At 65.7% G+C, this 18452-nt stretch carries 14 protein-coding genes; 10 read left to right on the forward strand and 4 right to left on the reverse strand.

What is annotated here, in order from left to right; translation table 11 throughout:
* Nucleotides 1-42: 42 nt before the first annotated feature.
* Nucleotides 43-1557, forward strand: a complete 1515-nt coding sequence (locus D3654_RS08465; RefSeq protein ID WP_120521056.1) for a CoA-acylating methylmalonate-semialdehyde dehydrogenase — start codon at nucleotides 43-45, stop codon at nucleotides 1555-1557.
* Nucleotides 1558-1585: 28 nt separating this feature from the next.
* Entirely contained in the window at nucleotides 1586-3058 is a 1473-nt protein-coding gene (aspA, locus tag D3654_RS08470) for an aspartate ammonia-lyase (RefSeq protein WP_120521057.1), read from the forward strand.
* 14 nt (nucleotides 3059-3072) lie between these two features.
* On the opposite strand, the gene D3654_RS08475 is transcribed toward aspA, so the two are convergent.
* On the reverse strand, nucleotides 3073-5238 hold the full coding sequence (locus D3654_RS08475; RefSeq protein WP_120521058.1) for an amylo-alpha-1,6-glucosidase: 2166 nt from the start codon (nucleotides 5236-5238) through the stop codon (nucleotides 3073-3075).
* Nucleotides 5239-5452: 214 nt separating this feature from the next.
* Between D3654_RS08475 and D3654_RS08480 the strand changes: the two genes are divergently transcribed.
* Nucleotides 5453-6490, forward strand: coding sequence for a thioesterase domain-containing protein (locus tag D3654_RS08480; RefSeq protein ID WP_120521059.1), 1038 nt, complete (start codon nucleotides 5453-5455; stop codon nucleotides 6488-6490).
* 43 nt (nucleotides 6491-6533) lie between these two features.
* Here D3654_RS08480 and D3654_RS08485 read toward each other — a convergent pair whose 3' ends face one another.
* Both D3654_RS08485 and D3654_RS08490 read right to left on the reverse strand, forming a co-directional pair.
* Nucleotides 6534-7214 (reverse strand): tyrosine-protein phosphatase, encoded by a 681-nt coding sequence (locus D3654_RS08485; protein ID WP_120521060.1) that lies wholly within the window; start codon nucleotides 7212-7214, stop codon nucleotides 6534-6536.
* Between the two features lie 14 nt (nucleotides 7215-7228).
* Complete coding sequence (locus tag D3654_RS08490; protein ID WP_120521061.1) at nucleotides 7229-8065, reverse strand: HAD-IIA family hydrolase; 837 nt, start codon at nucleotides 8063-8065, stop codon at nucleotides 7229-7231.
* Nucleotides 8066-8253: 188 nt separating this feature from the next.
* Here D3654_RS08490 and D3654_RS08495 point away from each other — a divergent pair, with 188 nt between their 5' ends.
* The gene (locus D3654_RS08495; RefSeq protein ID WP_245413150.1) at nucleotides 8254-8865 is read left to right on the forward strand and encodes a TrmH family RNA methyltransferase; all 612 of its coding nucleotides are present in this window, start codon (nucleotides 8254-8256) and stop codon (nucleotides 8863-8865) included.
* Nucleotides 8866-8919: 54 nt separating this feature from the next.
* Here the strand turns inward: D3654_RS08495 and D3654_RS08500 are convergent, their stop codons facing one another.
* On the reverse strand, nucleotides 8920-9975 hold the full coding sequence (locus D3654_RS08500; protein WP_120521063.1) for a LacI family DNA-binding transcriptional regulator: 1056 nt from the start codon (nucleotides 9973-9975) through the stop codon (nucleotides 8920-8922).
* A gap of 360 nt (nucleotides 9976-10335) precedes the next feature.
* Here D3654_RS08500 and D3654_RS08505 point away from each other — a divergent pair, with 360 nt between their 5' ends.
* The 6 genes from D3654_RS08505 to D3654_RS08530 all read left to right on the forward strand — a co-directional run bounded on the left by D3654_RS08505 (nucleotide 10336) and on the right by D3654_RS08530 (nucleotide 18404).
* Nucleotides 10336-11538 carry an extracellular solute-binding protein gene (locus D3654_RS08505; protein WP_205571764.1) on the forward strand — a complete coding sequence of 401 codons (1203 nt, stop codon included), beginning with the start codon at nucleotides 10336-10338 and terminating at the stop codon, nucleotides 11536-11538.
* Nucleotides 11539-11544: 6 nt separating this feature from the next.
* Complete coding sequence (locus D3654_RS08510; protein ID WP_120521065.1) at nucleotides 11545-12699, forward strand: carbohydrate ABC transporter permease; 1155 nt, start codon at nucleotides 11545-11547, stop codon at nucleotides 12697-12699.
* Entirely contained in the window at nucleotides 12696-13607 is a 912-nt protein-coding gene (locus tag D3654_RS08515) for a carbohydrate ABC transporter permease (RefSeq protein ID WP_120521066.1), read from the forward strand. Before D3654_RS08510 ends, D3654_RS08515 begins: the two co-directional genes overlap by 4 nt.
* A gap of 55 nt (nucleotides 13608-13662) precedes the next feature.
* A complete protein-coding gene (locus D3654_RS08520) occupies nucleotides 13663-15693 on the forward strand; it encodes an amylo-alpha-1,6-glucosidase (protein ID WP_342635090.1) in 2031 nt (676 codons plus the stop codon).
* 213 nt (nucleotides 15694-15906) lie between these two features.
* Nucleotides 15907-17226: a type I glutamate--ammonia ligase gene (locus D3654_RS08525; RefSeq protein ID WP_120521101.1), complete on the forward strand. Its 1320-nt coding sequence runs from the start codon at nucleotides 15907-15909 to the stop codon at nucleotides 17224-17226.
* Nucleotides 17226-18404, forward strand: a complete 1179-nt coding sequence (locus D3654_RS08530; protein WP_120521067.1) for an amidohydrolase family protein — start codon at nucleotides 17226-17228, stop codon at nucleotides 18402-18404. The genes D3654_RS08525 and D3654_RS08530 overlap by 1 nt, the downstream gene beginning before the upstream one ends.
* Nucleotides 18405-18452 lie beyond the last annotated feature (48 nt).

Here is an 18452-nt window from a genome sequence, read left to right on the forward strand (position 1 = left end):
CTCATTCACCGCAAAAGCGTTCACTTCCTAAGGACAACTGCCATGACCAGGTCAACGACGACCCTCTCCCGGATCCAGCACTTCATCTACGGTGTTGAGACCGCAGGCTCAGGGGGCATCACCCGCCCCGTGTACAACCCGGCAACGGGCCAGGTCACGGCCGAGTTGAGCCTGGCCACCCGGGCAGACCTGGAAGCGACAGTGGCCGCGGCTAAGAAGGCCGCTGATTCCTGGGGTGACATTTCGCTGGCCAAGCGCACCGCGGTGTTGTTCAAGTTCCGTGAACTCGTCGCCGCGCACGTGGAAGAACTGGCCACCCTGATCACGGCCGAACACGGCAAGGTCCTCTCCGACGCCAAGGGCGAGATCGGCCGGGGCCTGGAAGTCATCGAATACGCCTGCGGCATCCCGTCCCTGCTCAAGGGCGACTACTCGGACCAGGTCTCCACCGGCATCGATGTGTTCTCCTTCCGCGAACCCCTCGGCGTCGTCGCCGGCATCACTCCGTTCAACTTCCCCGTCATGGTGCCGCTGTGGATGGCGCCCATGGCGATCGCCACCGGCAACGCGTTCATCCTCAAGCCTTCCGAGCGCGATCCGTCCCCGTCGCTGCTGCTGGCCAGGCTCTGGAAGCAGGCCGGTTTGCCGGATGGGGTGTTCCAGGTCCTGCACGGCGGCAAGGACACCGTGGAGGGCCTGCTGACCCACCCCGACGTGGACGGTATCTCCTTCGTCGGCTCCACCCCGATCGCCCAGTACGTTCACGAAACCGCCACCAAGCACGGCAAGCGCGTCCAGGCCCTGGGCGGGGCGAAGAACCACGCGATCATCCTGCCCGACGCCGACCTGGACAACGCCGCCGACCACCTGGCCGCCGCCGCGTTCGGTTCCGCCGGGCAGCGCTGCATGGCCATCTCAGTTGCCGTCGCCGTCGGGGACGCCGCCGACGCCCTCGTCGCCAAGGTCCGGGAACGCGCCCTCGCCGTCAGGGTCGCCAACGGCACCGAGCCCGGCGCGGACATGGGCCCGGTCATCACCCCGGCCTCGAAGGAACGCATCGTCAAAATCGTCACCGAAGCCGAAACTGCCGGCGCCGCGGTGGTGGTGGACGGCCGCGAGCTCGTTGTCCCCGGCCATGAAGAAGGCTTCTGGGTGGGCCCCACCGTGATCGACCACGTGACGACCGGAATGAGCGCCTACACCGAGGAGATCTTCGGACCCGTCCTGGTGGTCGTCCGCGTCGACACGCTTGAGGACGGCATCAGCCTGATCAACGCCAACCCCTACGGCAACGGCACCGCGATCTTCACCGCCTCCGGCGCTGCGGCACGGAAGTTCCAGCGCTCGGTGGATGTGGGCATGATCGGCATCAACGTCCCCCTCCCGGTCCCGGTGGCTTACCACTCCTTCGGCGGCTGGAAGGCCTCCCTCTTCGGAGACAAGCACATCTATGGCCCCGAAGGCGTCTCCTTCTACACCCGCGGCAAGGTCATCACCTCCCGCTGGCCGGAAGCCAAGGACGCCTCCGGCGCCTCCTACAACTTCCCCTCCACCTAATCAGTCCTTCCGGAAGTCGAACCGAACCATGGCACACAACACAACAGCACCCATTCCCGACGGCGCCGAACCGGATTTCCCGGCGGGCCGGACGGAGACAGATTTCCTGGGAACCCGGACTCTTCCGACCTCCGCCTACTGGGGGATCCAGACCCTGCGGGCCGTGGAAAACTTTCCCATCACCGGCACCGCGATCTCCGCCTATCCCCAGCTGGTCAAGGCTCTCGCCCAGGTCAAGCATGCGGCGGTGCTCGCCAATTTCGATCTGGGACTGATCGCCGAGGCGAAGAAAGACGCTATTGTCCAGGCCTGTGCGGACATCGAGGAGGGCGGGCTGCTGGACCAGTTCGTCGTCGACGTCATCCAAGGCGGGGCCGGCACCTCCACCAACATGAATGCCAATGAAGTCATAGCCAACCGGGCGCTGGAGCACCTTGGCCTCGGCAAGGGTGCCTACAGCGCGATCCATCCCAATGGGGACGTCAACATGGGCCAGTCCACCAACGACGTCTACCCCACGGCCATCAAGATCGCCACGATCAAGGGTGGCCTGGAACTCCTGGCGGCCATGCAGCACCTGCGCCGCGCCCTCGCCCGCAAAGCGGTCCAGTTCGACGACGTCGTCAAGGTCGGCAGGACCCAGCTGCAGGATGCCGTCCCTATGACGTTGGGGCAGGAGTTCAGCACCTACGAAGTGATGGTGGAAGAAGACGAGCTTCGGCTCCGCGAGGCAATGGTCCACCTGCATGAAATCAACCTCGGGGCAACGGCAATCGGAACCGGCATCAACACCCATTCGAGATATGCCGCGATTGCCCGCACCCACCTCAGCGGAATAACCGGGCTCCCGTTGGTGACGGCCGGGAACCTCGTGGAAGCCACCCAGGACTGCGGGGCCTTCGTGCTCTTCTCCGGGATGCTGAAGCGGATTGCCGTGAAGCTCTCCAAGATCTGCAACGACCTGAGGCTGCTCTCCTCCGGTCCCCGGGCGGGTTTCGCCGAAATCAACCTGCCTCCGCGCCAGGCGGGATCGAGCATCATGCCCGGCAAGGTCAATCCTGTCATTCCGGAAGTCGTCAACCAGGTGGCCTTCGAAGTGATGGGCAACGACCTGACTGTTACTGCTGCCGCCGAAGCCGGGCAGCTGCAGCTCAACGCCTTCGAGCCCATCATCGCGCGCTCGCTGTTCGCCAGCCTGGCCCACCTCACCGCGGCATGCACTACCCTTGCCGACCATTGCATTGACGGAATCACGGCCAACAAGGAATACCTTCGGTCCCAGGTCGAGGCGAGCATCGGCGTCGTCACCATCCTCAACCCGATCATCGGGTACGACGCGGCAACCTCAATCGCCCGGCAAGCCCTGTCCACCGGGGCGAGTGTTTCCTCGCTGGTCCTCGAACGCGGACTGCTCACGGCGGAGCAACTCGAGGAGATCCTTAGGCCGGAACACCTTGCAAAGCCTCAGGCTCCGGTCGTCGACAGGCTCCCCGTTACCTAAATTCTGAGGACGTTTCACCCCTGCGGTGCCTGCTCGTGCGGCTTGAATTGGTCCACCAGTTCGGTCAGCCAAGGCCGGTGCCCGCGATGGAAAGTCACGCCGTCGGGCAGCCCCGTGACTGACGCAGTTGAATTGGTGACGTCGATGGTGACCCGGCCACGCCCTACCGGGGCGTTTGAAATGTGCAGGTCGCCAAAGGCCTCGGGGAGCACCGGGTCCATCCACAGGCCGCCGCGGGAAACGTGGGCGTCGTAGCGCATCAGACTCGTCACAAGCATGATCGGCGCGGTGGCCGCCCAGGCCTGCGGGGAACAGGCCGTGGGGTAGGCAACCGGCTCCGCGAACTGTTCCCGGTCGAAGCCACAGAACAGCTCTGGCAGGCGCCCCTCCGAGTACTCGGCTGCCTCCAGCAACGCAGTGGCGATTCGCTGCGCCTCCTCCACGAAGCCGTAGCGCATCAGCCCCGCGGCAATGACCGCGTTGTCGTGCGGCCAGACCGATCCGTTGTGATAGCTCGCCGGGTTGTATGCAGCCATGTCGCTGGCCAAGGTCCTGACGCCCCAGCCGCTGAACATTTCCGGAGACATCAAACGCTCGGCCACCAACGGGGCTCTGTCCTTGTCCACGATGCCGAACCACAGGCATTGCCCCATGTTGGAGGCGCACGCGTCCACAGGCTTCTTGTTACCGTCCAGCGCGATGGCATAGTACCCGCGGTCCGGCAGCCAGAACCGCTCGTTGAACTGCTCCTTAAGGCGTTCCGCACGCTCCGTCAGCTCTGTTCCCAATCCGGCGTCACCGGCGTCGAAGGCCATCCAGGCCCGGGCCATATAGGCGTCATAGACGTACGCCTGCACTTCGCACAGCGCGATCGGAGGTTCGGCAAGTGTGCCGTCGGCGAAGTTGATGCCATCCCACGAGTCCTTCCAGCCCTGGTTGATCAGGCCGCGCTCGTTGAGGCGCTGGTATTCAACAAATCCATCGCCGTCCTTGTCCCCGTACTCCTCAATCCAGGCCAGGGCCCGGTCCGCGTGCGGCAGGAGGGCGGCGATTGTTTCCGAGGCGAAACCCCAGCGGCTCACTGAGCCCAGGACGCTGACAAACAGCGGCGTCGCATCCACGCTGCCGTAGTAGGTGGACTTGCCGCCAAGCGCCAGGCCGCTGGACACGTCCAGCCGGACCTCGTGCAGGATCTTGCCGGGCTCCTCCTCGCTCATCTCGTCCACCACCTTGCCCTGGTGGTCCGCCAAGGTTTGCAGGGTGCCCAAGGCAAGCGACGGGTCCACAGGCAGCGACATCTCAGAAGCCCACAGCGAGTCCCGCCCGAACAGGGTCATGAACCACGGCGCCCCCGCCGCTACGACAACGTGTTCGGGGTGTGCCGGATCCTCAATCCTCAAGGCGCCGAGGTCGTCATAGCTGCGCCGCAGGGTCCGTTCAATGACGTGGTTGCCCACCTGCACCACCGGAATCTTCCGCACCCATTCCTGCCGGCGCAGGTCCCGGGGCGATAGGCCTCCTGCCTCTGGATGCAAGAAAGGTGCCAGAGTGTCCTCGCCTTCCGAAGCGGGCACGACGGTCAGCGCGGTGGTCCAGTGGCCCTGCCGGGGCACGACCGTCCGATACGCAACTGCATCAGGTCCGACGTCGGCACCTGGTGCCGTGACGATGACCTCCTTCCGAATGCCCTCCCAGAGCCCGCGGATGTTGAGGGAAACGTCGCCCGGTTGCCGGGTTTCCTCCCAGTGGCGTTCCAGCCGTGCTTCCTTCACCTCGAACAGGTCGGCGAAGTCCGCCTCTATCCCTATGCGCACAACGCATTCGACCGGGTTCACGGAGAAGTTCCGGATGGTGATTTTCTCCAGCAGCCCGGCTCCCACTTCCCGCAGCCGTTCCACGATGAGCGGACTGTCAGCGTAACCGTCGGAACGGGGAACCCTGCCGGCAAACAACGCCCTGAAGGGTTCCTTGGTTTCCGCGGCCAACGGTTCCAGGGGCTGGCCGTTCACGGTCAGGCTCCAGCGGGAAAGAATCCGCGTGTCTTGAACGAAAAGGCCGTGCGGGTGTCCGGGCTGGATGTCCCCGTTTGCCAAGGAAATGCAGAAGGACGATCCTTCCACCAACGTCACCGCGCCGCTCCCCAAGGGGCCTGCGGCAGTGTCTGCGTTCCATCCAGCCATCGTCGGTTCCTCCACCCTGGGGCGGTAATGCGGCAACATCAACGCGCTCCGGCCCGTTGCCCGGCCGCTCTTGCTTGGATAAGACGGTACGCCTGACCGACTGCAGGCACTAGGTCCCCAAACGGCCGTAAGACCGTGCTTGCCCGCTGGCACTTTCGGGGCTCCGCAGGCAACGTCATAAGCTGGCAGTGTGGAGCATTACCGCAGGGGGGATGTGCCAGCCGCTGCGGATGTGCCGGAGCGGCGGCCAGCCGAGCACGCCGCAAGGATCCTCCGCCAGGCCGCCGAGCTCAAGGATTTCTCCCGGCGCAGCTTCCTGATCGGCGCGGGCGCCTCCGGACTGCTCGCCACGGACATGTTCATCACCCGGCAGATCCAGGCCGAGCGGCGCGTCACGAAGATCCTCACCGTGGATGACGACGTCGCCACGGCGTACTTTCCCGACGCCGCGTGGATTCTTTTCCCGGGCTACAAGACCAGCTGGGAAGAGGCACAGTGGATCCTCAACTCCCTGCGCAACGCGCTGCGGCAGCGGGGCCAGTTGGCCGCCGTCGGGTACTCGAACCTCGGCCTGGAAGTCGATGAGGTGACGGACGCCGTCGTCGCCTATGCCCGGGAACGCAAGCTGCGCAAACTCTACTTCTACGGCCACAGCTTCGGCGGAATGCTCGCCACCGAGGTGGCCACGCGGCTGCGGGAGTGGCACGGGATCGCGGTGGAGTTCATCCTGCTCGACTCCTCCCCGTACAGCAAGTACGACGTCCTGGACCAGAGCTGGTTCGACGGCGTCGTGTTCCTCTACGAGAGCGGCTTCCGGGTGCCGTCGGTGCTGCGCGGCGGCTATGAGCTGGGGGAGCGGGTGGCCCACAAGAACGAGCGCAGCTGGCGGCAGATCCTGGACCAGACCCTGGAACAGCTGACCCCGATCGCCCCGTCCAGCGTGCTGATCCAGAGCGAATCGGCCTACATCTACCACTACGACGCCACGCGCTTCGTCGACCGGCTGGGGAAGACCAAGATGGCGTTCGTCGGCAACCCGCGCGACAACACCGTCAACTACGAAACGGCGCGGGCCGGCTGGTCGCGGACCTTCCGGAAGAACATGGCCACCGCGGACCTCAGGACCGACGGCGCCCTCCCGCCGCACGCCAGCCCGCAGTGGAACCCGTTCGTCTACCGTCCCATCGTCCAGACGCTCGAGGACGAGCTGTTCCCGCTGCCAGGTGCGGCGGGCCGGGTGACGGCGTTCTGATCCCGACGACGGCGGGCGGCTTGCGTTGGGCGTCCTGCCCGGCTCAGGCCGCCGGGCCGCGGAGTGCGTCGAGCTCGGCGGCGCTCAGGCCGGCGTCGCGCAGGTAGCCCGCGGCGTCGCCGAATTCCCGCCCGAATCCGGCAAGGAAGTGCCGGATGGCACCTTCGGGGGATTGCAGGAGCATATGCTCGGGGCTGAAGGCCTGCGGCGGCAGGGCCGGCACCGCCACGCTCCAGGTCTGTGCCATGACGGTCAGCAGCTGCGGCAGGGCCGCGGTGGTGGCGGTGTAGTCGGCCACCACGGCCTCCGGGTCCGTGCCGGCCGCCAGCAGGGCCAAGGCCGAGATCACACCGGTCCGGTCCTTGCCAAGCGAACAGTGCACGAAAGCGGTGCCGTGCGCCGCGGGCCGGAGGGAGGCAGCCACCCAGGCCGGGCCCGTGCGGACCCAGCCCAGGTACAGCTCGCCGAGTTCTTCGGCCGTGCCCACCACCGGCGGAAGGCCGTGCGGCGCGGTGTCGAAGGGACTTTCCAACAGTTCGACGCCGTTGCCCTGGGCCAGCTGCCACGGCAGGAGGTCGCGTTCCCGGACGCTGCGCAGGTCGACCACCGTACGGATGCCGTGCGCCGCCAGGAACTCCGCAGTAGCCGCCGCGTCCATGCCGAAAGGCTGGCTGCCCCGCACCAGCCGGCCGCCCAACAGGGGCCGCAGATTCAGCACCGCCATGGCCGTTGTCCTTCTTAGATCTGGTCCTTGAGCTCGGCCACCGAGGTTAGCACCTGGTTCGGCCGGAACGGGAACGCCGCGATTTCCTCGCGCTGGGTGATGCCGCTGAGCACCAGGACCGTGTGCAGGCCGGCTTCCATCCCGGCGATGATGTCGGTGTCCATCCGGTCGCCGATCATTGCCGTGGTTTCGGAGTGCGCGTCGATCCGGTTCATGGCGGAGCGGAACATCATGGGGTTGGGCTTGCCCACGATGTACGGTTCGCGGCCTGTCGCCTTGGAGATCATGGCGGCGATGGCGCCGGTAGCCGGGAGCGGGCCCTCCTTGGACGGTCCGGTGGCGTCCGGGTTGGTGGCAATGAACCGTGCCCCGCCCAGGATCAGGCGCACGGCCGTGGTGATCGCCTCGAAGGAGTAGGTGCGGGTCTCGCCGAGCACCACGAAGTCCGGGTTCTGGTCGGTGAGGATGAAGCCCGCCTCGTGCAGCGCCGTCGTCAGGCCCGCCTCGCCGATCGTGTACGCGCGGTTCCCGGAATCCGGTCCGCCGGCCGCCACCTGGTCCTTCAGGAACTGGGCAGTGGCCAGGGCCGAGGTCCAGATGTTCTCCTCGGGGATTTCCAGGCCGGAGGAGCTCAGGCGGGCGGAGAGGTCGCGCGGGGTGAAAATCGAGTTGTTGGTCAGGACCAGGAAGCGCTTGGACGTGTCCACCCAGCGCTGGATCAGTTCGGCCGCGCCGGGAATGGCCTGGTTCTCGTGGACCAGGACGCCGTCCATGTCCGTCAGCCAGCATTCAATCTCGTGACCGTTGCGGTACGCCGCGCCGGTCTTGGGGGCCGCGTCTGTCTTCGCCATTCTTACCTCCGCTGTTGTGGCTGATTCTGCCCCCAAGTCTTTCACCTTTCGGTGCGCCGAAACACAAGGCGCCCATGGGTTACGCGCCATCCGGGTCCCGGCAGCCCCGTTAGGGTTGAGGGGTGAATGACGACGCACCTTCCGAAGCCCCCACCCCAGCAGAACCCGACGGCGGGAAAACCGCCGCCGTGGAGGTCGGCGTCGGGCCCTGGGAAGGTGAGTGGCCCGAAGGCGCGCACTGGGACCCTGACCTGCTGGCCGACGGCGACCGCCGCAACGTCGTCGACAAGTACCGGTACTGGAAGCATGAGGCGATCGTCGCTGACCTCGACTCCAAACGGCACGACTTCCACATCGCCATCGAGAACTGGCAGCACGACCTCAACATCGGCACCGTGGTGCGCACCGCGAACGCCTTCCTCGCCAAGGAAGTCCACATCATCGGACGACGCCGGTGGAACCGCCGCGGTGCCATGGTCACCGACCGCTACCAGCACGTCCGCCACCACCCCACCGTGGAGGACTTCGTGGCCTGGGCGCAGGGGGAGGGTTTGGCCATCATCGGCATCGACATCTTCCCGGACTCGGTGCCGCTGGAGAGCTACGACCTGCCCCGCAACTGCGTCCTCGTGTTCGGCCAGGAAGGCCCCGGCCTGACCCCCGAAGTGCACGAGGCCGCCGTCGCCACCCTGTCGATCGAACAGTACGGTTCCACCCGGTCCATCAACGCCGCCTCGGCCGCCGCGATCGCCATGCACGCCTGGATCCGGCGGCACAACTTCGGCCAGCGCGTCATGTAGCTATTGCTGTGCCCGGTTGAATTCGCATTCCGTGGCTGTGCTGGAACGACGCCGCTAGTTTGAGCGGACCGTGAGCGCCTGTACCCGGGGGGTCCGCAGAACCAGGTGAGGCTGCAGGAGTTGGTGTGTCGGTTCCGCGACTTCCTGGCCCGGCTGGACCCGGCCGCCGTGTGCGCCGGTGAGCAGCTCGAGCATTCCCCCGGCGACGTCGTCGATGGGTTGCTCGATGCTGGAAAATCCGATCGACGAGGCAACCGGAGTGTTGTCGTACCCGATGACGGGGATGCGGCCCGCGCTGTGCATGAAGGCTCCCAAAGCCAGAGCATCGCTCGCACACACGACCGCCTCAATGTTCCCGGCCGTCTTCTCCAGATGGAGCAATGCCTCAGCGCCGAAGGTAGCACCATCTTCGGTGGGTGCGTGCAGTGCAGCGATTTCCTCAGGGCGGAGGCCGCTCGATTCCTCCATGGCTTGCTGCCAGCCGCGGCGCCGGTCATCGCCGGTGCCCGACGGGCTGTGCCAGCCGATGTAGGCGATCCGCCGTGCTCCCGTGCCGAGGAGATGGATGGTCGCCTCACGGATGCCGTGCCGGCCGTCGACGTCGACCCACAAATGCTCCGGGTCGGATATGTCGTCGGTTCCCCAGGGGCGCCCGAAAGTGACGAATGGTTCGCCATGCTCAATCAGCCATTGGGTCCGAGGGTCGCCATGGAAGGTCGCGGTCAGAATGAACGCGTCGACATCGGCACCCTCGCTCAGCCGTTTGAACTGGCGGATTTCATCGTTGCTGTCCGCCGCCGTAAACACCATCACGCGCAGGTCCTTGCGGTCTGCCTGCTCGGTAAGCGAGTGCAGGAAGCGATCGAGGATTGACCCCGAGATCCCATCGGCGCTGAGGGGGTCCAAGCGGATGCCGATTGTCGAACTTTTTTGGGTCCGCAGCCGGCGGGCGGATGCGTGGGGCCGGTAACCGAGCCCTGCGATCGCAGCCTCGACTTTTTCCCGTGTCTCCGGGCGCACCAAGGACGGCGAGTTGAGCACGTTCGACACCGTCTGGCGTGACACGCCTGCGGCGGCGGCGACATCGAGGATGGTTGGCAGTTGCCCCACGGTCCTTCCTTCCCGGATCCAATTCTTGGATCGTTCAAAGCATGTAAGGCACTATAGCTTCTCCTGGCGGCTTGGCGTTCGCGGGTGCGCCTCCCGATGGTGAAGCGGCCGCTCTTGACATGCTTCAAAGCCCATCGATATTCTACTCGGACCAAATTTGATCGTTCAAATTGATCGTTCAAATTTTATGCCGACGAACCCCGTTACCACTGGGGTCGTCACGGTTAATTCCGGCCCAGCTTTCTGGAGCGGTCCCCATGATCTTTGTCCCTTTATCGTGCCCGGAAACGGGCTCCCCACAGCTAGGAGAAGTTAGTGCAACGAAGCATCCAGCGCTGGTTCATCGGAGGTGCGGCCGCCATGGCGGCGTCCATCGCGCTCAGCGCTTGCGGTTCCGGATACACCACAAGCCCGCAGAAGAATGGCACACTCACTTCCTCGAACACGGCGCTGACAGTGATGATCGGATCGAGTGGCGACGCAGAGACCGCCGCCGTGAAGTCCGCCGTAGCCGACTGGTCCAAGGCCTCCGGCACCGGGGCCACCGTCGTCGCGGCCAGCAACCTCGGCCAACAGCTCTCGCAGGGTTTCGCAGCGAGGAAGCCTGCCGACGTGTTCTACCTCTCGACCGACGCCCTCGCCGGCTACGCCTCCAACGGATCGCTTCTCGCCTACGGTGACCAACTGACGAACAAGGATGATTTCTACCCCAGCCTCGTCAAGTCGTTTACCTACAGCGGCAAGTTCTATTGTGCGCCCAAGGACTTTTCGACTCTGCAGCTGGTAATTAACACCGACATTTGGGAGAAAGCCGGCCTATCCGACTCAGACCTGCCAACGACCTGGGCGCAGCTCGCGTCCGTCAGCAAGAAGCTCACAACTCCCGAACACGTCGGTCTCGGCATCTCTGGCGAGTACGCGCGCATAGGATCTTTCATGGCCCAGGCGGGCGGCAGCCTGATGAATGACGAGAGCACCGAGGCGACAGCGGACAGCGACGCCAATATCAAGGCCCTCGACTACGTCAAGGATTTGCTGGCAGCCGGGGACCTCAAGTATGCCAAGGACCTCGGGGCCGGCTGGGGAGGCGAGGCGTTTGGCAAGGGCTTGGCCGCCATGACCATCGAAGGCAACTGGATCACCGGTGCCCTGCGGGCCGACTACCCCAACGTGAAGTACAAGGTCGCCGAGCTTCCTGCCGGCCCGGCGGGGAAGGGTACCCTCCAGTTCACTAACTGCTGGGGTATCGCAGCAGACAGCCCCAACCAGGCGGCGGCACTCAAACTCGTTGAGCAGCTGACAAGCAAGGGCGAGCAGCTCGCCTTTTCGAAGGCGTTCGGCCCGATGCCCTCCGTCAAGTCCGCTGCCCCTGAGTGGAAGTCGGCCAACCCCGCCCTGGTTCCGTTTCTCGCGGCCGCAGACTATGCCAAGGGTGTGCCGGCTGGCAAGGGCTCGGCTGATGTCGTCACCGAGCTCAACTCGAAGCTCGAGACGCTGGTGACGAGCGATCCTCAGACGATCCTTGGGGCCACGCAGAAGAACCTCGAAGCCCTGGCCAGGTAGTCGGACATGCATGCAACTACGAAGCGGTCCCGTCGCTCCGGGATCCGCCGCGACGAGACCGCATCCGGGTGGTTGTTCGCGGCCCCGATGCTCATCCTTCTTGCCGTATTCCTTGTGGTTCCCGTGCTCATGGCATTGTGGGTCAGCTTCAGCGACTGGGCCGGAAGGGGGAGCCCCTTCTCCGGGGATGTCCACTTCGTCGGTTTCAAGAACTACCAGGCTCTGCTCGCCGGCGGAGGTCTCGCCGAACAGGACTTCGGCACGGCGCTGCGCAACAACGCGTGGTACGTGGTCCTGGTTGTGCCGTTGCAGACCGCGGTGTCGCTCTTCCTTGCCGTCCTGGTCAACCGGGCCATCCTTCGCGGGCGCGGTGTTTTCCGTACGGTGTTCTACTTCCCGTCCGTGACCAGTTCCGTCGCAATGACTGTGGTGTGGCTGTTTCTCTTCAGTGCAAGCGGCGCGGTCAACACGGTCCTTTCGTGGGTCGGCGTGAACGGCCCGAACTGGTTCAACGATTCCACGGGAATCTTCCATAACCTGCTCGCCGCGTTCGGGGTCAGCCATGGCCCCGAGTTCCTGACCGGCGGCGAATTACTCGGTGTTTCGTGGTGGGGGTGGCTGAGCGGGCCTTCTGTGGCAATGAGCGCCTTCATCCTGATGGCGGTGTTCACTACCAGCGGCACATTCATGCTGCTCTTCATTGCCGCCCTGCAAAACCTCGCAGGCGACATCACCGAAGCGGCGATCATGGATGGGGCGAACGGTTGGCAGCGGTTCTGGCGAATCACGATCCCGCAGCTTCGTCCAACGCTCTTCACCGTGTTGACGCTGGGCCTTATCGGCTGCTGGCAGGTCTTCGACCAGGTCTATGCCGGTACTGAGGGCGCCCCGGGGAAGACGACCCTGACGCCTGCGTACCTCTCCTACAGCACAGCGTTCAACAACCAGCAATGGGGCCAGGGCGCGGCGATAGCGTTCATCCTGTTTGTCATCATCGTGGTGTTCACCGTCCTCCAGCGCTGGATCCTGCGTGAGCGCGCGGTATCCAAGCGTCACATTCGCCTCTACCAGGGACCGCGCCCCTCGGAAGAGGGCGCTAACACCGAAACCCTTGCCGCCCGACGGGAAACCACTATCAAGAGCAGGGAACCACGACCATGACCATCTTCGCGAAGCCGGAACAGGAGGCGCCCTCCACGGAGACCCTGGACTCTCCGACGAACCGCCGCCCCCAAAGACGCCCAAGGGCCAACACCGCGGCATGGGTCGCCTACGCGGTACTAATCACCATCGCGGCCATCTACATCATGCCGTTCCTGATTCAGATCTCTACCTCGTTCAAGACCGATGCCGAAGCTGCTGCCAACCCCGTCTCGCTCGTCCGCCAAACCTGGACCACTGAGGCATACCGGGAACTGTTCCTGAACTCGGATTTCCCCACCTGGTTCAAGAACTCGATCATTGTCACCGTGCTCGTCACCCTGGGCCGCGTTTTCCTCGCATCGCTTGCCGGCTACGCCCTTGCACGCTTGCGCTTCCGCGGCCGGGGCGTCATTTTCGCGGCACTCATCGGAGTCATGGCGGTGCCGGGAGTCGTCTTGATGATCCCGAAGTTCCTGGTCATCAACCAGATCGGAATCTACGACTCCTACACCGGCATGATCATCCCGTTGCTCACCGACGCCGCCGGTGTCTTCATCATGAAGAACTTTTTCGAGTCGATTCCACCAAGCGTCGAAGAACAGGCCCGCATCGATGGCGCCGGCTTGTTCCGGGTGTTCTGGTCCATCGTGCTCCCGATGGCCCGTCCCGCGCTGATCACGATCATCATCTTGTCGTTCCAAGGTTCGTGGAATGAACTCGGACACTTCATCGTCGCCACACAGGACCCGTTGCTGACCACCCTGACCAAGGGGGTTGCCGGCCTCGCCAGCGGCCAACTGAGCTCGGGCTCGCAGTACCCGATCAAGCTCGCTGCTGCGGCGATCATGACCATCCCGGTGGCGGTCATGTTCTTCATCTTCCAGAAGCGAATCATGAACACCAGCGATGGCGCGGTCAAGGAGTGACAGTCAACGCACCATCTGCCCCGACAACAACCCTTTCGCCAATGCCCAAGGAGGCGTGAACACCTACATGATCCAGACACTCCAACCCCTACTTCACGATAGTCTCGTGCTCCTCGCCGCACCGAGCCAGGCATGGTCAGCCAACCACGGCGATATGGATGGAAGCGGAATCCAGGGCTTCTACCACTCCGATGTGCGCCTGCTGAGCGAGGTCGAGTTCAGGGTGGGAGGCATCCAGACCGAACACATCGCCACCACCTCCGTCGACGCCGCCACTGCGACCTTCACCTCCGTGGCCCGGAACGTCGACGACCGTACCGCCGACCCCAGGACCCGCGTGGACCGCACCCGCACGATCTCGGCAGGGTCCCTGGATGAAACCCTGACGCTGACCAACGCCCTGTCCGAGCCGGTCACCACCACGATCTCGGTATCCGTGCGAGCCGACTTCAGGGACATGCAGGTAGTGAAGGCCGGAATGAGCGGCAGCGAATCGCCGATCACCCTCGAGGCAACGACCGATACTGTGCGCTTGCGGGCCGGAAATCTTACGGCCCTCCTCCAGGCCCCTGGGGCGGCTATCTTCGCTGCCGATGCTTCCGCCACTTTTTCATGGGCTGTTGCAGTGCCCGCGAAGGGCAGCGTCACCGTCGGATGGCGTGTAGACGCCCACGACGCATCCGCGGTGGTCGGCGGCGCGGCAAAGGAAGCCGCATGGTCCAAGGTCATGGTCCGCTCGGGCGATTCCAGGCTCTCCTCGTGGGTCCGAAGCGCGCTCGGTGACCTGCAATCCCTACGGATGGCGACACGCCTTGTACCCAACGAGGTATTCCTCGCTGCAGGCGCTCCTTGGTTCTTCACCTTGTTCGGCCGGGATTCGATCTGGGCGGCCCGGATGCTGCTTCCGCTAGGCACCGAGACAGCCGCATCGACGCTCCGCGTCCTGGCGGCGCTCCAAGGGACCCACGAGGTTCACGAGACGGCCGAACAGCCCGGCAAGATCATGCACGAACTCCGCTCGAAGACGTTCACCATCCCGGGGGAGAATGTGGCGTTGCCTCCCTTGTACTACGGCACCGTCGACGCAACCCCGCTCTGGGTGATCCTGCTCCACGACGCATGGAAGTGGGGGATGGACGACTCCGAAGTCGAAGCGCTCCTGCCCAACCTCGAGGCTGCCTTGGCTTGGATGCGGGACTACGGCGACAGCGACGGCGACGGACTGATCGAATACATCGACACGACCTCGCACGGTCTCGCCAACCAGGGGTGGAAGGACTCCGGCGACTCTATCCAGTGGCGCGACGGTACGCTGGCCGAGGGCCCGATAGCGCTCTGCGAGGTACAGGCCTACGCCTACGAAGCGGCGGTGGCTGGGGCTGCGATCCTTGAACACTTCGGTCGCTCGGGTGAGGGCTGGCGCTCGTGGGCCGCAGCCTTGAAGGCACGCTTCGCGGAATCCTTCTGGATCGATTCGCCTGACGGTGCCTATCCGGCGGTCGCCCTGGATGCGAGCAAGAAGAAGGTCGATACAGTCACGAGCAACATCGGGCACCTGCTCGGCACCGGGATCCTGGACGCCAGGGGCGCCGAGCTGGTCGCCCAGCATCTGGCGTCCCCGGAGATGAACTCCGGTTTCGGGCTCCGCACGATGTCCTCCGATTCGGCCGGGTTCTGGCCGTTGAGCTATCACGGCGGATCGGTCTGGACCCATGACACAGCGATCGCGATTTCCGGCCTCCGTCGTGAGGGCTTCGCAGATGCAGCTACGAGTCTGATCGAGGGGTTGCTGCACGCGGCCGAAGGGTTCAACTACCGCATGCCCGAGCTGCATTCCGGAGACTCCTCCGGCGCCGTCTCATCGCCGATCCCTTATCCGGCCTCATGCCAGCCCCAGGCGTGGTCGGCCGCCGCAGCGGTTTCCGTCCTGTCGAGCGTGCTCGGCCTGCGGGCAGACGCGCAGTCCGGCAAGTTGGACATCGAGCCGCTGCCGAATTCCCCTTCCGTCGAGGCGAAGGGTCTGCGCTTCGCAGGCGAAGCCCTGTCGGTCACGGTTGGTGCCGATGGAACAGTGCAGCGGACCTAGCCAGGGTCCGAAAGGTGCCCCGCCCGGGATTCGTCGATCCTCGGGCGGGCGCCTGCCTATCTGGTAGGACTTCGTGGCCTGGCCCGCCCGTGCGTTCCCTGTAGGTTCCGCATGCTGCCGGGGGCATGATGGACCCACAGATGCACGCCGTCGAGGGGAACCGTTGTGGAAACCGTGCCGAGTGGGGCCGGGCAGGATGCACCCGAAAGCATCATGGCCGAAAGCATCAGGACGCAGCTTGAATCCGACGGCGTGTCCCTGCTAGTGGGCACGGCCGTCGACTACGCCGGAGGAATCCATTGCAAAGGCGTCCCGATCCGGCGGCTTCCGGAGTTCCAGGACGCCGGCATGGGAGCCTCGCCCTCGTGGAACGTCTTCTGCGCGGACAACGGCATCGCCTTCACCTCCTCCATCGGGGCCGTCGGGGATCTCCGCCTCCGGCTCGACGCCGCCAGGGTCCGCAAGGTGGACGACGGCCTGGCCTGGGGACCCGCGACCTTCCACGAACAGGACAGGACCCTCTCTCCGCTGTGCCCGCGCGGCCGCCTCGCCGCCGTCGTGGACAGCCTCACGGAGCGCGGACTTTCGCCGCTCATGGGCACCGAGCTTGAGTTCGTCCTCACCACCCGCGACGGCGGGCACTTGCCCAAACCCGGATGGACCGCCTACGGCATGGGCGCCGTCTCGGACCGGCGCGGGTTCCTCGTGGACCTCACCGCAACACTCGAAGCAGCGGGCCTGGGTCCCGAGCAGATCCACGCGGAGTACGGGGAAGACCAGTTCGAGGTTTCCCTCGCTCCCGCTCCGCCCGTCGAGATGGCAGACGGGTGCGTGCTGGCCCGTATCCTCATCGGGATTGTCGCCGCCCGCCACGGCATGGCCGCCTCCTTCTCACCGCTCCCTTGGACGGACGGGGCGGGCAACGGGGCGCACCTGCACCTCTCGCTTCACCGCGACACCACACCGCTGTTCGGCGGCAGCCTAGGACCCCATGGCATCACCCCGGAGGGCGGATCCGCGATCGGCGGGATCCTCGCGGGCCTGGACCACTTCCTCGGCGTCTACGCAGGCTCGGTCCTTTCCGCGCAGCGGCTCCAGCCCGGGCGCTGGTCCGGGGCCGCAGCGTGCTGGGGCCTGGAGAACCGCGAAGCCGCGGTGCGTTTCGTCGCCGCGACCGCCGGCAACCCGCACGGCGCGAACGTGGAACTGAAGGTGGTGGACCCCAGCGCCAACATCTACCTCGCCGCTGCAGCCCTCGTTGGCTCGGCGCTCCACGGCATCGATGCGGGGCTGCCCCTCCCGGCGGAGGTGCCCGGCAACCCCGCTGACGCCGACGATTGGCCCGCCACGGCCATCGACGCAGACCAGGCCACCATCCTGGAAAAGCTGGAGGCCTCGGACCTTGCCGGGAAGACCCTGGGGCCGGACATCGTGGAGGGCATCGTCGCGGTCCGCCGCCACGAAGCCGCGAAATTCGCCGGCAAGGATCCCGCCGAGACCGCACAGGCCCTCCGCTTCGCCTGGTCAGCCTGATGTCACCGGAGCCGGACGTCGTGGCGGGACTTGAGGGCCGCGTTCCCCAAGGATTGGCCGACGCCGTGTCCGCCCTCCCGCTGGTGGACCACCACATGCACGGCTGCTTCACCGAACCCCTCACCCGGGCGGGGTTCGAAGTGGCCGTCAACGAAGGGTCCCCGGACCCGATCCCGGCGTTCATGACCCAGTTCGATTCCCAAGTGGGCTTCGCCATCCGGCGCTGGTGCGCTCCGCTGCTCGGCCTCCCGCCGCATGCCGGCGCCCATGAGTACTGGGAAGCCCGCAGCGCCCTGACGCCCGCGGAACTCAACCGCCTGTTCCTGGCCGATGCCGGGGTGGCGCACTGGATCGTCGACACCGGGCTCAGCGCCACCGCCGTCACGACGCCGGAAGCCATCACGCAGGACTCCGGCGCCCCTGCCTCCGAGGTCCTCCGGCTCGAACTCCTGGCCGAACAGGTGGCGGCCCGCACTGCCTCCCCGGCTGACTTCGCCCAGGACTTCCGTGCGGCGCTCGCGGCGGCGGCCCCCGGCGTCGTCGGCTTCAAGACGATCGCCGCCTACCGCTGCGGCTTCGACATCGACTGGTCCGTCCCCAGCGAGCAGCGTTTGGAACGGGCCGTGGCCCGCTGGACTGCGGGCTTCGGGGCGGCGGCGTCTTTGAGGCTCGAGGACCCTGAGGTCATCTCCTTCATCGTCCACGCAGCGGCGGAGCACCTGCTGCCGCTTCAGTTCCATGTGGGGTACGGCGACCGGGACCTGGACCTGCACCGCACCAACCCCTTGCTCCTGCTGCCGCTGCTGCGCCAGGCCGCGATGCGGGACACCCCCGTGATGCTGCTGCACTGCTACCCCTACCACCGCGAGGCCGGGTACCTGGCGCAGGCATTCAACAACGTGTATTTCGACGTCGGCCTGGGCCTGAACCATGTGGGCTCCCGCAGCGTCGCGGTCGCCGGCGAAGCCCTCGAGTTGGCGCCCTTCGCCAAGCAGCTTTATTCATCCGACGCCTACGGAGTCCCGGAACTGCACCTCTTGGGATCGATCCTGTGGCGCCGCTCGATGGCGCAGGTCCTGGGCGGCTGGGTGCGCCGCGGCGAATGGTCCGAAACGGACGCGATCCGGGTGGCCGGAATGATCGGGGCGGAGAACGCCCGCCGGGTCTACCGGCTGTAGGCGGCCGGCGGCACTCGCCGGCACCCGCCGTCGGGAGGCAGCGCCGGC

The sequence above is a fragment of the Arthrobacter celericrescens genome (assembly GCF_003614925.1).
Lineage (GTDB): Bacteria > Actinomycetota > Actinomycetes > Actinomycetales > Micrococcaceae > Arthrobacter > Arthrobacter celericrescens.